The organism is Benzoatithermus flavus (assembly GCF_037908215.1).
In the GTDB taxonomy this organism is placed as follows: domain Bacteria; phylum Pseudomonadota; class Alphaproteobacteria; order Geminicoccales; family Geminicoccaceae; genus Benzoatithermus; species Benzoatithermus flavus.
The window spans coordinates 17,505-33,826 of the sequence record NZ_JBBLZC010000033.1 but is presented as its reverse complement, the minus strand read 5'-3'; the positions used below and the strand labels follow the sequence as shown (position 1 = coordinate 33,826).

The following is a 16,322-nucleotide window of genomic DNA, read 5'->3' as shown; positions in this document are numbered from 1 at the left end:
GCCAGCGCTCAGCAGCGGCCGGCGAGGGCACGGGTGATCGCCGCGGCACGGACCTCGCGCGGCGTGAGGCCGAACAGGCTCTTGAACTGGCGCGCGAACTGCGCCTGGTCGCTGAAGCCGCACGTATAGGCGATCTCGGCGATGCTGCGCCGGTTGGCGGGCTGGCGCAGCGCGGCCTCGGCGGCGCGCAGGCGGGTCTCGCGCACGAAGCCGCATACCGTGCGGCCGGCGTCGCGGAAGAGATCGTGCAGATAGCGGGTGGAGATGCCGCAGGCGCGCGCGATCCGCTCGGGCGAGAGGTCGGGATCGCCGAGATGCTGACGGATATGGGCCTCGATCCGCGCCATGTGTGCCTCGCGCACCGTGCTGGCGCTGCTCGCGAGCACGCGCGGATCGCCGCCGATGGCGAGGGCCAGAAGATCGACGAGCTGCCGCCCCACCGTGTCGAGCATGGCGGCATCGGCCGCATCCAGCCGCTTGGGCACGAGGCGCAGCATGTCGGCGAAGAAGGCACCCACGCCCGTGGTGGCGTCGAACTCGAGGGCGCAGAACCGGTCGGGGCGGCGCAGGCGCTCGCCGAGGAGCGATCCCGGCACCTTCAGCACGAACAGGTCGTTGGGCTCGGCGTAGCTGAACTCGTAGGGCTCGTGGCTGCGCTCGATGATGAAGCCGCCGGGCAGGCAGCACACGTCCTGCCCGCACTGCGCGAAGCTGACCGGCGCTCCGGCCGGCAGGGTCACGAGATACTGCTCGCCGGTCTCCGCCACCAGATGGTGACGCCGCCGCCGGTAGGTGAGCGGGTCCGAGGTCAGGCGCGAGAGCGAGGCCGGGCCGAGCTCCCAGGCGACCAGCGTGCCGTCGAAGCTCTCGGGGGCCGGAAAGCCGAGATCGAGCGGGAAATAGGTGGCGGCAATGATCTCCGACCAGCGCGCCGCGCGCTGGCCCCGAGGTATGCCGGCGGTACGAAGCGGTGACGCCATCGCTCCCGAGCGGCCCGGCCCTTGTAGCCGGGATCGCCTCCCCCCTGATCGATCCGCCGCGAGAATGCGTCGGGACGGCATTGCCTGGCAAGCGGCTGTCCTCATCTACCGCCCCGATCTGCGCTCCGCGTCGAGTTTTTCTGCGCGCAGCGTCAAGACGCAGGGCCGGTCGCGCGCTCATGCTCCACCTCCACGAAACATCGGCCGGCTTTCGGGCCGGGCCACGATCATCGGGAGGCATCAGGCGATGCGACGGCAAGTCGACCCGATCACGCTCTCCGTGGTGCGCGGCGTGCTCGAGACCACCCAGCGCGAGATGACGGTGGCGCTCGAGAAGACCGCGCGCTCGAGCGTGTTCAATCTGGCGCACGACTATTCCAACGCGCTGTTCAACCACGTGCCCGAGATGATCCTGCAGGGCCAGGACATCCCGATCCATCTCGGCTCCTTGATCCCGGCCATGAAGGCCGTGGCGCGCTTCTTCGGCGACGACATCCACGAAGGCGACGTCATCCTGCACAACGACCCGGCCTACGCCGGCTCGCACATCATCGACACCTGCATGTACAAGCCGGTGTTCTACAAAGGCGAGCTCGTCTTCTGGACGGTGTGCAAGGGTCACCTCACCGACATCGGCGGGCCGGTGCCGGCGGGCTACAACCCGGCCGCCACCGAGATCTACGCGGAAGGCCTGCGCATCCCCCCGGTCAAGATCCGGGACAAGGGGGTCGAGCGCTACGACGTCATGAACCTGCTCCTCACCAACATGCGCGCCCGCCGCAACCAGGAAGGCGACTTCAACGCCATGCTGGGTGCCGTGCAGGTCGGCGAGCGCAACCTCATAGCGCTCCTCGACAAGTACGGCGTCGAGGAGGCTCGGGCCTGCATCGACGAGCTCCTCGCCATGGCCGACCGGCACATGCGCACCCTGATCGCGTCCGTTCCCGACGGCACCTACAAGGGTACCGCCATTCTCGAGGATGCCGGTCACGGGCTCGGCGACTTCGCGATCACAGCGACCGTGACCATTGCGGGCGATAGCTGCCACATCCGCATCGACAGCCCGCCGCAGGTGCCCTACTTCATCAATTCCTACGAGGGGAACTCCTACTCCGGTGTCTATCTGGGCCTGATGATGTTCGCCCAGGTGCCGCCGCCCTACAACGAAGGCCTCTATCGCTGTGTCACGGTCGACATGGGCGAGAAGGGCACCTTGTGCAACGCGCACGAGCCGGCACCCCACGTCAATTGCACGACGACACCCATGGAGACGCTCACCGACGCGGTGCGCCTCGCCTTCGAGCAGGCGGCTCCCGCCCGGGTCAGCGCATCCTGGGGCCATGCCAACGGCTGCAACATCGCCGGCTGGGACACGCGCCACGACGAGGAGTACGTGACGATGGTGCTGGCCTCGATCATCTCGGGTGCCGGCGCCACTCCGCACCAGGACGGCTGGCACGCCTGCGGGCCGGAATGCTGCTTCGGTGCTCTGGAATCGGGCGACATCGAGCTGCTCGAATACTCGTACCCGATCATCATCCACCGCTACGCGCTCATGACCGACAGCGGCGGGGCCGGCAAGTTCCGCGGCGGCTCCGGTACCTGCTGGGAAGTCGAGCCTCTCGACCGGCCGATGCGGTTCATCACCTTCGGTGAGGGCCGGCGCATCCCGGCGATGGGAGCCGCCGGCGCCCGCTCGGCGCTGATCGAGCCCAAGGTGGGCCGGCTCGAGATCACGCGCGGCGGTCGCACCGAGGTCGTCAAGCGCAACGTCATCGAGACCATCCGGCCCGGCGAGCGCGCCGCCAACATGAATCCCGGTGGCGGCGGCTACGGCAACCCGTACGAGCGTCCGATCGAGAAGGTGGTGACCGACGTGCGCGCCGGGCTGGTCTCGCTCGACGGTGCGCGCCTCGACTACGGCGTCGTGATCGCGGACGCCACGACGCTCGCCGTCGACCACGCCGCGACCGAGGCCCTACGGCGGCTGCGGGGTTGAGCCCCGAAAAGCGCCCTTTCCCGACCTTCCATCATCGAGCCGACCGCCCCGCTGCTCGCCCGCGCGGGGCAGGAGGAGAGACATGCGCAGCAAGTACCGTCTGGGTGCGGATGCCGGCGGCACCTTCACCGATTTCGTCCTCGCCGATAACGCCGGCAATGTCCGCCTCTACAAGACCCCCTCGACCCCGGACGATCCCACCCGAGCGCTCGCCGCCGGCCTCGAGCTGATCGCCCACGATCTCGGCCTCACCCCGGCCGAGATCGTGGCCGAGAGCGATCTTTGCATCAACGGCACCACGGTGGGCCTCAACGCCCTGATCCAGCACAAAGGGGCCAAGGTCGGCCTGCTCTGCACCGCCGGCCACGAGGACAGCCTCGAGATCCGCCTCGGCCACAAAGAGGACGGCCACCGCTACGACCCCGAATATCCCCCGGCCACCATGCTGGTGCCGCGCCATCGGCGCCGGCCGATCCGCGAGCGCGTGCTCTCGACCGGCGAGGTGCGGATCCCGCTCCACGAGAGCGACGTGCGCGAAGCCTGCGAGCTGTTCCGGGCCGAGGGCGTGGAATCGGTCGCGATCTCGTTCGTCTGGTCCGTGCTCGATCCGTCCCACGAGCGCCGTGCGGCCGAGATCGTCCGCGCCATGCTGCCGGACGTGCCGGTCACCGTGGGCTCCGAGCTCTACCCACAGGTCCGGGAATATACCCGCACCTCGACCGCGGTGGTGAACGCCTATCTCGGGCCGATCATGAAGGCTTACGTCGAGCGCGTGGACCGGTTCTTCCGCGATCTCGGGGCGAAGCAGCCCGTGCGCTACTTCCAGTCCAACGGCGGCCTCGCCACCGGGGCGGTGATGGCCGACCGCTCGGTCTACGCCATCAACTCCGGCCCGGCCTCCGCACCCCAGGCCGGGCTCTACGTGGCCGAGCCGTTCGATGCTCGGAACGTCATCACCGTCGACATGGGCGGCACCTCGTTCGACATCACGCTGGTGAAGGACGGTGTCACCAACATCAAGAAGAACGCCGATTTCTTACGCTACCGCATCGGCGTGCCGATGATCCAGGTCGAGACCTTGGGTGCCGGCGGCGGCTCGATCGGCTGGATCGACGAGCTGGGCCTCCTGCAGGTCGGCCCGCAGAGTGCCGGTGCGGTGCCCGGTCCCGCCTGCTACGGCAAAGGCGGCACCGAACCCACCGTCACCGACGCCAACCTGGTCCTGGGCTATGTCAGCCCCGAAGGGCTGCTCGGCGGGCGCATGGCGCTCGATCGCGACCAGGCCGTGGAGGCCATCCGCCGCCGCATCGCCGAGCCCTTGGGCATCTCGGTCGAGCGCGCCGCCTACGGCATGTTCACCATCGTCAACAACAACATGGTGAACGGCATCCGCCGCGTCTCGGTCGAGCGCGGCTACGACCCGCGCGACTTCGTCCTGGTCGCGGCCGGGGGTGCCACTGCCGCCCACATCACGGCCCTCGCGCGCGAGATGGGGATCGGCACGGTGCTGGTGCCCAAGCTCGCCTCGGGCCTGTGCGCCTTCGGCCAGATCATCTCGGACGTGAAGTACAACCACATGGCGACGGCCCCCTTGCGCCTCGAAGGCAACGAGGCCTTCGCCCGCATCGACGCGCTCTTCGCCGAGATCGAGGCCGAGGGCAGGGCGTATCTTGAGCGGGACGGCTTCGACGAGGAGACGATCGCCATCCGCCGCAGCATGGACATGCGCTATGTCGGCCAGGTCCACGAGTGCACGGTCGAGATCGGCAACTTCCGGATCGACGCCTCGACCATCGACGAGGTCAAGGCGGCGTTCCACCGCCGGCACGAAGAGCTCTACACCTATGCCGAGCCCAGGACGCCGATCGAGGTGGTCAACATCGAGAGCACCTTCTTCGGTCGGGTGAGCAAGCCGCAGCCGCCGCGCATCGCCCGCGGCGGCGACCCGGCGGCGCTCAAAGGCCGGCGCGAGATGATCTTCGATGCTTCCGGCAGCGCCATCACCGCACCGGTCTACGACGGAGCGAAGCTGGGTGCGGAGGCCGTGATCGCCGGGCCCGCCGTGATCGAGGAGCCGACCACGACCATCGTGCTCGAGCCGGGCTGGACCGCCCGCCTCGACGAGCGCGGCACTTACGTCCTGACCGGCTCCTCTGCCTGAAGCGGGCAGCTTTTTCGGGATGACAACCAAATGGGGTGCCGAACCGGCGCCCCGATCAGGGAGAAGCAATGCCATGGCTGGAACCGTGACCGACGGTAAGGGTGCCTCCACCGATCTCGACTACGCTTCGGCGGCCGTGCCGCCGGACGGCCGGATGCCCAAAGGTGCCCTGACGATGGCCTGGTGGGCCGTGTGCAGCGCCATGTTCTACATTGTCGTCGCCGCCACGCTGGCGCTCAACTTCGGCGCCAGGAACGCCATGATCGGCATGGCGCTCTCGGTTGTGGCCTACGGGCTCATCAACGGCGTGCTCAGCCGCTACGCGATCCGCACCGGCCTCTCGGTGGCACTGTTCTCGCGCGTGCTGTTCGGCAATATCGGTGCTGCGATCGCGACCCTGATCTTCTTCGCGACCGCGACCTATTATGCCGTGTTCGAGGGCTCGGTGATCGCCGTCGCCCTGAGCCACGTCTTTCCGAGCCTCGGCTACGAGCTCGCGGCGCTCGTCGTGGTGCTCTACAGCGTGGCGCTGATCTTCGGCAGCATCCAGCACTGGCTCGACAAGCTGAACGGCGTGCTGCTGCCGTTCTACGCGCTCGGCCTGCTCGCCGCCATCGTCCTCACCATCGCCACCTACGGCTACAGCCACGCCTGGCTCGACATGGGTCCGGCCGGTGGCGCGCCTGCGAACGGCTGGTGGAGCTGCTTTGTCTACTTCATGGGGGTGTGGATTCTCATGATGTACACGTTCGACTACGCCCGCTTCGGCCGCAAGGAGGATGCCGACTACCACGCCCGCTTCAACTTCGGCATGCCGTTCTATCTCGTCACCTTCTTCCTGAACGGTGTCGCGGGCATCTTCCTCGCGAGCTCGATCCCGACCGAGGGAGCCTTGAGCGAGGTCTCGGTGGTGCTGGCACTCCTTCAGCTCATGGGGATTTGGGGGCTCGTCTTCGTCTGGGTCACGCAGACCCGGATCAACACTGCGAACTTCTATCTCGCGGCCGTCAACATGGAATCGTTCTTCCAGCTCGTGGCTGGGCTGAGCTTCAGCCGGATCGTCTGGGCGGTCGTGGTCGGTGCCATCGTCTACGGGCTGATGCTGGCCGACGTGTTCGGCTGGATTCTCCAGGCCCTGGCCTACCAGGGGATCTTCGTCGTCGCCTGGGTGGCGATCGCGCTCGGGCACATCCTGCTCACGCGCGATGGCGGGGTCGTCGAGTACCGCAGCGACCGGGTCCCGGCCTTCGACCCGAACGGCCTGATCGCCTGGTTCGCCGCGGCTGCCGTCGGCGTGGTGCTGCTCGAGGCGGGCGGCTCCTTCGCCGGGTTCTCGGCCCCGGCCACCGCCGTCGTCGCGGGTCTCGTCTACCTCTTGCTCCGCAGCAAGGCGCGGCGCGGCCGGCTCGCCGGCGAAACGGCGTAAGCCTCGAAGATAGGACGGCGAGCAGGCCGAGATCACCTAGGCCGGGCGGTCGCTCCCGTTGCGGAAGCGGCGGGGAGGAAGCCGGATCTGCCACGCCGGCGGCAAGCGGCGCCGCCCGGAGGGGAGCGCCGCTTGCGGGCGGGTCAGAGGTGGATCGGCTTGCCGAACGCCGCGGCCATCGCCGCCTCCTTCACCGCCTCCTCGAGCGTGGGATGCGCGTGGCAGGTGCGGGCGATGTCCTCGGACGAGGCGCCGAACTCCATGGCGATGCCGATCTCGGCGATCAGCACCCCGGCCTCGGGGCCGATGATGTGCGCACCCAGCACCCTGTCGGTCTTCTCCTCGGCCAGGATCTTGACGAAGCCGTCCGTGGTGCCGACCGAGCGCGCGCGGGAGTTCGCCATGAACGGGAACTTGCCGACCTTGTACGCGATGCCGGCCTCCTTGAGCTGCTCCTCGGTCTTGCCGATCGAGGCCACCTCGGGAGCCGTGTAGACCACGCCCGGAATGATGTCGTAGTCGATGTGGGGCTTCTGGCCGGCGAGGCGCTCGGCGCAGACCGAGCCTTCCTCTTCCGCCTTGTGCGCCAGCATCGGGCCCTTGATGACGTCGCCGATGGCGTAGATGCCGGGCACGTTCGTGGCGAAGTGGTCGTCCACCTCGATCCGGCCACGATTGTCGAGCCGTACGCCGACCTTCTCGAGCCCGAGGCCCTCGGTGTAGGGACGCCGGCCGATCGCGACCAGGACGGTGTCGCAGGCGATGGTCTCGGGGGCACCACCTGCTGCGGGCTCGACCGTGACCTGGAGTCGGTCGCCCGAGCCGTCCACGCCGGTCACCTTGGTGCCGAGCCTGAAGCTCATGCCCTGCTTCGTGAGGATCTTCTGGAACTCCTTCGCGACCTCGCCGTCCATGCCGGGCGTGATGCGGTCGAGGAACTCGACCACCGTGACCTTGGCGCCGAGCCGCCGCCAGACCGTGCCCATCTCGAGGCCGATGTAGCCGGCGCCCACGACGAGGAGATGCTCGGGCACCCGCTCGAGATCGAGGGCACCCGTCGAGGAGACGATGCGCTCCTCGTCGATCGTCACTCCCGGCAGCGGCATCACGTCCGAGCCCGTGGCGATCAGGATGTTCCTGGTCGCGAGCTCCCTGGCGCCGCCATCGCCGCTCTGCTGGACCACGACCTTGCCGGGGCTCTCGATCCGGCCGGTGCCCACGACGTAATCGACCTTGTTCTTCTTGAACAGGAACTCGATGCCCTGAGTCAGGCCTTTGACGACCTTGTCCTTGTTGTCGAGCATGGCGCCGAGGTCGAGCTCGACATCCTTGATCTTGATGCCGTGCCGGCCCATGCCGTGCACGGCCTCCTCGTAGAGATGCGAGGAGTGGAGCAGCGCCTTCGAGGGGATGCAGCCGACGTTGAGGCAGGTGCCGCCGAGGCTGCCGCGCTTCTCGACGCAGGCCACCTTCATGCCGAGCTGGGCGGCCTTGATCGCGGCGACGTAGCCGCCCGGACCGCCGCCGACGACGACGAGATCGTATGCTGCCTCACTCACGGAACCGTTCTCCTGACCCAGGACATCGTTGGCCGGCGGCCGAGAGCCGCCGAATCGCGCCGCAGCCTAGCGGCACCGGCCGACGAGGTCACCCATTGCCGGCTACGACATGGAAGCGCAGTCTCGGCCGGAAGAGCCAAGAGGGAGAGGCTCGATGTCGGACACGACCACGCAACCGGCCGATCTTATGGTCTCGCGCGTCGCCGTCGAAGCGGTGGTCAGGGTGGGGCTGCTCCTGCTCCTGACCTTCTGGTGCTTCACGATCGCGAAGCCTTTCCTGGTCCCGGTCGTCTGGGGAACGCTTATCGCGGTCGCGATCCACCCGGTCCATCACCGGCTGCGCCATGATCTCGGCGACCGCGACCGGCTGGCGGCGTTCCTGGTGAGCTTCCTGCTCCTGATTCTGCTCATCCTGCCGCTGGTCGTGCTCTCGCGAGCGCTCGTGGATAACGTGGCGAGTCTCGCCCGCGTGCTGGCCGAGGGCGGGATCGCCCTGCCACCGCCGCCCGAAGGGCTCGCCGGCTGGCCGGTGATCGGCCCGCCGCTCGACGAGTTCTGGCGCCTCGCCCTCGACAACCTGCGGACTGCGCTCGGTCAGGTGACGCCGCAGCTCAAGGTGCTGGCGGGCTGGCTGGTCTCGCTCGTGGCCGGGGCCGGCTTCGGCATCCTCAACTTCCTGATCGCGATCGTCATCGCCGGCATCCTCCTGGTCCATGTCCGCGAGGCGGGCGGGTTCGCGCAGGCAGTGTCCGTCCGCCTTGTCGGCAGCCGTGGGCCGGAGCTGGTCGAGCTCACCGAGCGGACGGTGCGCAGCGTCGCGCGCGGCATCCTCGGCACGGCGATCGTCCAGTCGATGCTGGCCGGCATCGGCTTCGTCGCAGTCCACGTGCCCGGGGCGGCCTTCCTGACCCTGATCTGCTTTCTGCTCTGCATCGTTCAGATTGGCCCCGCGATCGTGCTGCTGGGAGCCGTGATCTGGGTTTTCTCGACGGCGACGCTTCCGGCAGCACTTCTGTTCCTCGTCTGGTGCCTGTTCGTGGCGCTGCTCGACAACGTGCTCAAGCCCTACCTGATGGCGCGGGGTGGGGGCGTGCCGCTCGCAGTCGTGTTCGTGGGTGCCATCGGCGGGCTGCTCGCGCACGGGCTGATCGGCCTGTTCGTGGGGCCGGTCGTGTTCGCGCTGGGGTTCCGGCTGTTCCAGGCCTGGATCGCCGGGCCGGAGGCGGCCGTGGCGGCGAGCCGGCAGGCGGAGCCGAGCGCTTCGCCGCCTACCGGCAGGACGGGTCCGACGCCGGTCAGAGGGCGGCGATCTTGACGTCGGTCTGGCGGAAGCCGTCGCCCTCGAACAGAGGCGGAGCATCGAGCTGCCTGGCGGGCGCATGGGCGAACAGGTCGCCGAAATGGAGGACGGCGGGCGGAGAGCCGCAACCTTTCCCGAAGCGGCGCATGCCCTCGTCCGCATGCTGGGCCTGCAGCCTGTCGACAGGGACGATCTCGATGCCGTTCGCCCCGGCGAGGCGCCGGGCCGGTCGGTGGCCGCCTGCCCACGACGCAGGCGGAGCACCCTGAGGGTCTCGATCAGCGTGCCGGCCGACATCACCGGCTCGTTCCGCGCCAGGCGTTCGGCGGACGCCAACGCCTCCGGCTCGTCCTGGAGCATCGCCACGATGGCCGACGTGTCGACGGCGAGGATCACAGGACCGGGTTGCCCTCGTCGTCGTGGAGATCCTTGTCGGTGAAGCCGGGGCGCCGCTCGGGCAGGGATTTCATCGATGGGATGATCTCCCGCGTCTTGCGCAGCTTCTTCCTATTAGGCCGGCGGCCCGAAGGCCGCCAGCACAGATCCGTTCAGGCGTCGATCAGCATCCGCTCGGGCGCCTCGATGCACTCCTTGACGCGCACCAGGAACGAGACGGCCTCCCTGCCGTCGATGATCCGGTGGTCGTAGGACAGCGCCAAGTACATCATCGGCCGCGCCTGGATCGAGCCGTCCGGCATCACCACGGGGCGCAGTTTCGTGGCGTGCATGCCGAGGATGCCGACCTGCGGCGGATTCAGGATCGGCGTGCTCAGCATCGAGCCGAACACCCCGCCGTTGGTGATCGTGAAGGTGCCGCCCGTGAGCTCCTCCATGGCGAGCTTGCCGTCGCGCGCCCGCTTGCCGAGGTCGGCGATGCGCTTCTCGATGTCGGCGAGGCCGAGCACATCCGCGTCGCGCACCACCGGCACGACGAGCCCCTGGTCGGTGCTCACCGCCACGCCGATGTCGTAGTAGTGCTTGTAGACGATGTCGTCGCCGTCGATCTCGGCATTGACCGCAGGATAAGCCTTCAGCGCCTCGATCGCCGCCTTCACGAAGAAGCTCATGAATCCCAGCTTGATGCCGTGCTTCTTCTGGAAGGCGTCCTGGTAGCGGCTCCGGAGCTCGCTCACCGCCGTCATGTCGACCTCGTTGAAGGTCGTGAGCATGGCGGCGGTGTTCTGCGCCTCTTTCAGCCGCTCGGCGATGCGCTTCCTGAGCCGGGTCATCCGCACCCGCTCCTCGCGGCCCGTGGGCCGTGCCGCCGGAGCGGGGGCCGGCGCAGAAGCAGCAGGGGCCGCCTTCGCGGCCGCGGGATGGGTCAGCACGTCGGCCTTGGTCACGTTGCCCTTGGGGCCGGTCGGCGTCACCGCGGCGAGGTCGATTCCTTTCTCCTCGGCGAGCTTGCGCGCGGCGGGACCGGCCTGGGCGGCGCCACCGCCGGGCTGGGCCGCCTGCGTTTCCGCCTTCTCCATCGCCCGGGCCGGCGCGCTCATGGGCGAGGCAGGGCCGTCACCCTCGGCGAGAGCCTGCTCCTTGACGTCGGCCGCAGCAGGCTTCTGCGGCAGCGCCGCAGCGGCGGCGCCTCCGGTCTCGATCCGGCCGATCACGGTGCCGACCGAGACGTCGCTGCCGACGTCGACCAGGATCTCCGAGAGCACGCCCGCCGAGGGGGCCGGCACCTCGAGGCTCACCTTGTCGGTCTCGAGCTCCACCACCGGCTCGTCGGCGCTCACCGGCTCGCCGGCCTTTTTCAGCCACTTCGCGACCGTGGCCTCGGTGACCGACTCACCGAGCGTCGGCACGCGAATCTCGATGCTCATTCCCTGTCTCCCCCGTGACGATGCCGGTTCAAACGCTGAACGCGTCCTCGACGAGCTGGCGCTGCTCGCGCTCGTGCTGGGCATGGTAGCCGGTGGCCGGGGCCGCGGACGGCCGCCGCCCGGCGTAAGCGAGGCGCCGCTGCTCGAAGCCCGCAGCTTCCATCAGGTTCTCGATCCTGGGCGCCACGAAGAACCAGGCCCCCATGTTGCGCGGCTCCTCCTGGCACCAGACCAGCCGCACGTCCTTGCGATAGCGCTTCAGCTCGGCCGCGAGCGCTTCCTCCGGGAAGGGAGCCAGCTCCTCGAGCCGGACCAGCGCCACCTGGCTGTCGAGGCCCTTGTCTTCGCGCGCCTGCAGGAGCTCGTAATAGATCTTGCCCGAGCAGAGGATGACCCGCTCCACCTCCTGGTCCGCCGCGGACGGAGGGGCCTCCCACAGCACGCGGTGGAAACTCGAGCCGGTCGAGAGCTCCTCGAGCGTGCTGACACAGCGCTTGTGCCGGAGTAGCGACTTCGGCGTCATCACGATGAGCGGCTTCCGGAACTCGCGATGGAGCTGCCGCCGCAGCACGTGGAAGTAGCTCGCCGGCGTGCTCGGGTAGACGATCTGCATGTTGTTCTCGGCGTAGAGCTGGAGAAAGCGCTCCAGCCTGGCCGAGCTGTGCTCCGGACCCTGGCCCTCGTAGCCGTGGGGCAGAAGGTTGACGAGGCCGCACATGCGCAGCCACTTGCTCTCGCCCGAGCTGATGAACTGGTCGTAGTAGACCTGCGCCCCGTTGGCGAAGTCGCCGAACTGCGCCTCCCAGATCGTGAGGCAGTTCGGGTCGGCGAGGCTGTAGCCGTACTCGAAGCCCAGCACCCCCTCCTCGGAGAGGATGGAATCGATCACCTCGATCGAGGCCTGGTCGGGCCGCAGATGCGCCAGGGGGATGTGCTTCTCCTCGGTCATCTGGTCGTAGATGACGGCGTGGCGTTGGCTGAACGTGCCGCGGCCCACGTCCTCGCCCGAGAGCCGGACCGGGAAGCCCTCGCAGAGCAGCGTGGCGAAGGCGAGGTGCTCGGCCGTGGCCCAGTCGATGCCCTGGCCTTCCTCGATCGCCTTGCGGCGCTGCTGGATGACGCGCTTCAGGCGGGGATGGACGTTGAGGCTCGGCGGCAGGTCGGTCATCTTCAGGCCGAGCTCGCGCAGCGTCTCCGGCGCCACCCCGGTCTTGCCGCGCTCGTACTCGATGGGAGCGGCGCGCAGGCCCCGCCAGGCACCCTCGAGCCAGTCGATCTTGTTGGGCTTGTAGTTGCGTGCGGCCTCGTGCGCCGCCTCGAGCTGCCGGATGAAGGCGTCGTACATTCCTTGCGCCTCGCCCGGCTGGACGATGCCCTCCTGCTCGAGCTGGCGGGCGAAGATCTGCCGCACGCTCGGGTGCTGGGCGATCTTCTTGTACATGAGCGGCTGGGTGAAGCCGGGCTCGTCGCCTTCGTTGTGGCCGTGGCGCCGGTAGCACCACATGTCGATGACCACGTCCTTCTTGAACTTCTGGCGGAACTCGGTCGCGAGGCGGGCGACGTGGGTGACGGCCACGGGATCGTCGCCGTTGACGTGGAACACCGGGCACTGAACGCCGCGCGCCACGTCCGAAGGATAGGGCGAGCTGCGCGAATAGGCCGGGCTCGTGGTGAAGCCGATCTGGTTGTTGATGATGACGTGGATCGTGCCGCCGATGCGGTAGCCCTTGAGATCCATCATCTCCAGGCACTCGTGCACGACACCCTGGCCGATGAAGGCGGCATCACCGTGCAGGAGGACGCCCATGACGCGCGTACGCTCGGTGTCGCCCTTCTGGCGCTGCTTCGCGCGCGCCTTGCCCATGACGACCGGGTTCACGGCCTCGAGGTGCGAGGGGTTGGCCGTGAGCGAGAGATGGATCTGCTTTCCGTCGGGGAGCGTCCGGTCGGTCGAGGTGCCGAGATGGTACTTGACGTCGCCCGAGCCCAGGACCTCGTCGAACACCGCCTTGCCCTGGAATTCGGACAGGATCGCGGCGTAGGGCTTGCCCATGACGTTGGCGAGCACGTTGAGCCGGCCGCGGTGCGGCATGCCGAGCACGATCTCCTCGCAGCCGAGCTCGGCCGCGGTGCGGATGATCGTCTCGAGCGCGGGGATGGCGCTCTCGCCGCCGTCGAGGCCGAAGCGCTTCGTGCCAGGGAACTTGACGTGCAGGAACTGCTCGAAGCCTTCGGTGGCGGTGAGCTGCTCCAGGACCTCGCGCTTGTCCTCGGCGGTGGTGGTGAAGATGCCACCGGTACCCTCGATGCGCGACTGGATCCAGGCTTTCTGCTCGGGGTCCTGGATGTGCATGAACTCGATGCCGACCGTGCCGCTGTAGGTCTTCTTCAAGACCTCCATGATCTGGCGCAGCGTGGCCTTCTCGAGGCCCAGCACGTAGTCGAGATAGAACTCGCGGTCGAGGTCGGCGTCGGTGAAGCCGTAGGACCTGTAGTCGAGCTCGGGATGATGCTCGTTGTGGGTGAGGCCCAAGGGATCGAGCCGCGCGATCAGATGGCCGCGCACGCGGTACGCACGGATCAGCATGATCACGCGCAGATGATCGCGGATGAGCTGCTTCGTTGCCGCCTCGTCGAGGCTGCCCGCGAACGCCGCAGGCGCTGGTGCCGGCTGCACCAGGCGCAGGTGCGAGGGTCGGGGCTGGACCGCGGCGCGCGCGCGCTCGAACAGCGCCCGGTTCTCGGGCTCGAGCTCGTCGAAATAGGCGCGCCAGCTCGGGTCGATCGAGGCCGGGTCCGTCAGGTAGCGGGCGTAGAGCTCCTCGATGAAGGAGCTGTTGCCGCCATAGAGAAAGGAAGTCTGCTCGAGCTCGCGTCGCTTCGCCATCGTCCTGACCACCTCTCGCGGGCGCCGCGCGCCTGGCGGGACAGGAGCGGCACCGGCCGTTCACCCAAGAACCGTTCTCGAGAAGCGAGCGGGCGGTCTATGCGACCGCCCGCTCGGGGTGGCTCGCCTCAGCGGCCCCCCATCGCCTCGACCATCGCCTCGCCGATATGGGCGGGGCTCTTCGCGATCCGAATGCCTGCAGCCTGCATGGCCTCGATCTTCTCCTCGGCGCCGCCCTTGCCGCCCGAGATGATCGCCCCGGCGTGGCCCATGCGGCGCCCCGGAGGGGCCGTGCGGCCGGCGATGAAGCCGACGATCGGCTTCTTGCAGCCGGAAGCCTTCCAGAACGCGGCGGCCTCCTCCTCGGCCGAGCCGCCGATCTCGCCGATCATGATGATGCCTTCGGTCTGAGGGTCCTCGATGAACATCTGCAGCACGTCGATGAACTCGGTCCCCTTCACCGGGTCGCCGCCGATGCCGACGCAGGTCGACTGACCCAGGCCCGGGCGGGTGGTCTGGGCCACCGCTTCATAGGTAAGCGTGCCCGAGCGCGAGACAATGCCGATCTTGCCGGGGAGGTGGATGTGCCCCGGCATGATCCCGATCTTGCACTGGCCGGGCGTGATGACGCCAGGGCAGTTCGGACCGACCAGACGCGATTTCGAGCCCGAGAGGGCGCGCTTGACCTTGACCATGTCCATCACCGGGATGCCCTCGGTGATGCAGACGATCAGCGGCACCTCGGCGTCGATCGCCTCCAGGATCGCGTCGGCCGCGAACGGGGCCGGGACGTAGATCACCGAGGCGTCGCAGCCGGTCTGCTCCCGCGCCTCCTGGACCGTGTTGAACACCGGCAGGCCCAGATGGGTCTCCCCGCCCTTGCCGGGGGTGACCCCACCCACCATCCTGGTGCCGTAGGCGATGGCCTGCTCGGAGTGGAAGGTTCCCTGGGCACCGGTGAAGCCCTGGCAGATGACCTTGGTGCTGGCGTCGATCAGAACGGACATCGCTCAGGCGGCCTTCTTGACGGCGTTGACGACCTTCTCGGCGGCATCGGCGAGGTCGTCCGCCGGGATGATCGGCAGGCCCGACTCGCGCATGATCTGTTTGCCGAGATCCACGTTGGTGCCCTCGAGGCGGACCACCAGCGGCACGTTGAGGTTGACCTCGCGTGCCGCGGCGACCACACCCTCGGCGATCACGTCGCAGCGCATGATGCCGCCGAAGATGTTGACGAGCACACCCTCGACGTTGGGGTCCGAAAGCAGCAGCTTGAAGGCCGCAGTGACGCGCTCCTTGGTGGCGCCGCCGCCCACGTCGAGAAAGTTCGCGGGCTCGCCGCCATAGAGCTTGATGATGTCCATGGTCGCCATGGCGAGGCCCGCGCCGTTGACCATGCAGGCGATGTTGCCGTCGAGCTTGATGTAGTTGAGCTCGTGCCGGCTGGCCTCGATCTCGTGCGGGTCCTCCTCGTCGAGGTCCCGGAGCTCCATGATCTTGGGCTGGCGGTAGAGCGCGTTGCTGTCGAAGTTCATCTTGGCATCGAGCGCCACGAGATCACCCTCGGCCGTGACCACGAGCGGGTTGATCTCGACGAGCGACGCGTCGCGCTCGACGAAGCACTGGTAGAGGCCCTTCATGAACGCGACCGCCCTGCCGACCTCCTTGCCCTTGAGGCCGAGACCGAAGGCGAGGAGCCGGCCGTGGAAGGACTGGAAGCCGGTGGCAGGGTCGATCGCGACCTTGATGATCTTCTCGGGATGCTTGGCCGCGACCTCCTCGATCTCGACCCCGCCTTCGGTCGAGGCCATGAAGGTCACGCGCGAGGTGGCGCGGTCGAGCACCGCACCGAGATAGAGCTCGCGGGCGATGTTGCAGCCGTCCTCGATGTAGACGCGTTTCACCACGCGCCCCTGCGGGCCGGTCTGGTGGGTGACCAGCGTCATGCCGAGCATCTTGTCGGCGAGCTGGCGCACCTCCTCGACCGAGCGGGCGAGCTTGACGCCACCGCCCTTGCCGCGACCGCCGGCGTGGATCTGCGCCTTGACCACCCAGACCGGGCCGCCGAGTGCCCGGGCCGCCTGCTCGGCCTCCTCGGGCGTGTAGGCCACCTGGCCGCGGAGAACGGTGACTCCGTACTCCTTGAGCAGCGCCTTGGCCTGGTATTCGTGAATGTTCATGCGTCGC

11 protein-coding genes and 1 pseudogene are annotated in these 16,322 nt (G+C 68.4%); 4 read left to right on the top strand and 8 right to left on the bottom strand.

Annotated elements, in window-relative coordinates; all coding sequences use genetic code 11:
• Nucleotides 1-8: 8 nt before the first annotated feature.
• Nucleotides 9-980 (bottom strand): AraC-like ligand-binding domain-containing protein, encoded by a 972-nt coding sequence (locus U1T56_RS21545; RefSeq protein WP_418161568.1) that lies wholly within the window; start codon nt 978-980, stop codon nt 9-11.
• A 247-nt stretch (nt 981-1,227) separates the two neighbouring features.
• Here U1T56_RS21545 and capB point away from each other — a divergent pair, with 247 nt between their 5' ends.
• The 3 genes from capB (at nt 1,228) to U1T56_RS21530 (ending at nt 6,566) form a co-directional block, all read left to right on the top strand.
• Nucleotides 1,228-2,979: a caprolactamase subunit beta gene (gene capB / locus U1T56_RS21540; RefSeq protein ID WP_418161567.1), complete on the top strand. Its 1,752-nt coding sequence runs from the start codon at nt 1,228-1,230 to the stop codon at nt 2,977-2,979.
• 82 nt (nt 2,980-3,061) lie between these two features.
• Nucleotides 3,062-5,140, top strand: a complete 2,079-nt coding sequence (gene capA / locus U1T56_RS21535; protein WP_418161566.1) for a caprolactamase subunit alpha — start codon at nt 3,062-3,064, stop codon at nt 5,138-5,140.
• Between the two features lie 73 nt (nt 5,141-5,213).
• On the top strand, nt 5,214-6,566 hold the full coding sequence (locus U1T56_RS21530; RefSeq protein ID WP_418161565.1) for a purine-cytosine permease family protein: 1,353 nt from the start codon (nt 5,214-5,216) through the stop codon (nt 6,564-6,566).
• A 143-nt stretch (nt 6,567-6,709) separates the two neighbouring features.
• Here U1T56_RS21530 and lpdA read toward each other — a convergent pair whose 3' ends face one another.
• Nucleotides 6,710-8,125 carry a dihydrolipoyl dehydrogenase gene (lpdA, locus tag U1T56_RS21525; RefSeq protein WP_418161564.1) on the bottom strand — a complete coding sequence of 472 codons (1,416 nt, stop codon included), beginning with the start codon at nt 8,123-8,125 and terminating at the stop codon, nt 6,710-6,712.
• Between the two features lie 154 nt (nt 8,126-8,279).
• Between lpdA and U1T56_RS21520 the strand changes: the two genes are divergently transcribed.
• Nucleotides 8,280-9,440, top strand: a complete 1,161-nt coding sequence (locus U1T56_RS21520) for an AI-2E family transporter (RefSeq protein WP_418161563.1) — start codon at nt 8,280-8,282, stop codon at nt 9,438-9,440.
• Here U1T56_RS21520 and U1T56_RS21515 read toward each other — a convergent pair.
• The 6 genes and pseudogenes from U1T56_RS21515 to sucC all read right to left on the bottom strand — a co-directional run bounded on the left by U1T56_RS21515 (nt 9,421) and on the right by sucC (nt 16,315).
• Nucleotides 9,421-9,573 carry a type II toxin-antitoxin system VapC family toxin gene (locus U1T56_RS21515; protein WP_418161562.1) on the bottom strand — a complete coding sequence of 51 codons (153 nt, stop codon included), beginning with the start codon at nt 9,571-9,573 and terminating at the stop codon, nt 9,421-9,423. The two genes, U1T56_RS21520 and U1T56_RS21515, sit on opposite strands and share 20 nt — an antisense overlap.
• Nucleotides 9,574-9,671: 98 nt before the next feature.
• A pseudogene (locus U1T56_RS21510) lies at nt 9,672-9,821 on the bottom strand (type II toxin-antitoxin system VapC family toxin); the annotation flags it as partial.
• A gap of 152 nt (nt 9,822-9,973) precedes the next feature.
• Nucleotides 9,974-11,248, bottom strand: coding sequence for a 2-oxoglutarate dehydrogenase complex dihydrolipoyllysine-residue succinyltransferase (odhB, locus tag U1T56_RS21505; RefSeq protein WP_418161561.1), 1,275 nt, complete (start codon nt 11,246-11,248; stop codon nt 9,974-9,976).
• Nucleotides 11,249-11,276: 28 nt separating this feature from the next.
• The gene (locus U1T56_RS21500; protein WP_418161560.1) at nt 11,277-14,135 is read right to left on the bottom strand and encodes a 2-oxoglutarate dehydrogenase E1 component; all 2,859 of its coding nucleotides are present in this window, start codon (nt 14,133-14,135) and stop codon (nt 11,277-11,279) included.
• 128 nt (nt 14,136-14,263) lie between these two features.
• The gene (gene sucD / locus U1T56_RS21495; RefSeq protein ID WP_418161559.1) at nt 14,264-15,142 is read right to left on the bottom strand and encodes a succinate--CoA ligase subunit alpha; all 879 of its coding nucleotides are present in this window, start codon (nt 15,140-15,142) and stop codon (nt 14,264-14,266) included.
• A gap of 3 nt (nt 15,143-15,145) precedes the next feature.
• The gene (gene sucC, locus U1T56_RS21490; RefSeq protein ID WP_418161558.1) at nt 15,146-16,315 is read right to left on the bottom strand and encodes an ADP-forming succinate--CoA ligase subunit beta; all 1,170 of its coding nucleotides are present in this window, start codon (nt 16,313-16,315) and stop codon (nt 15,146-15,148) included.
• Between the last annotated feature and the right edge of the window lie 7 nt (nt 16,316-16,322).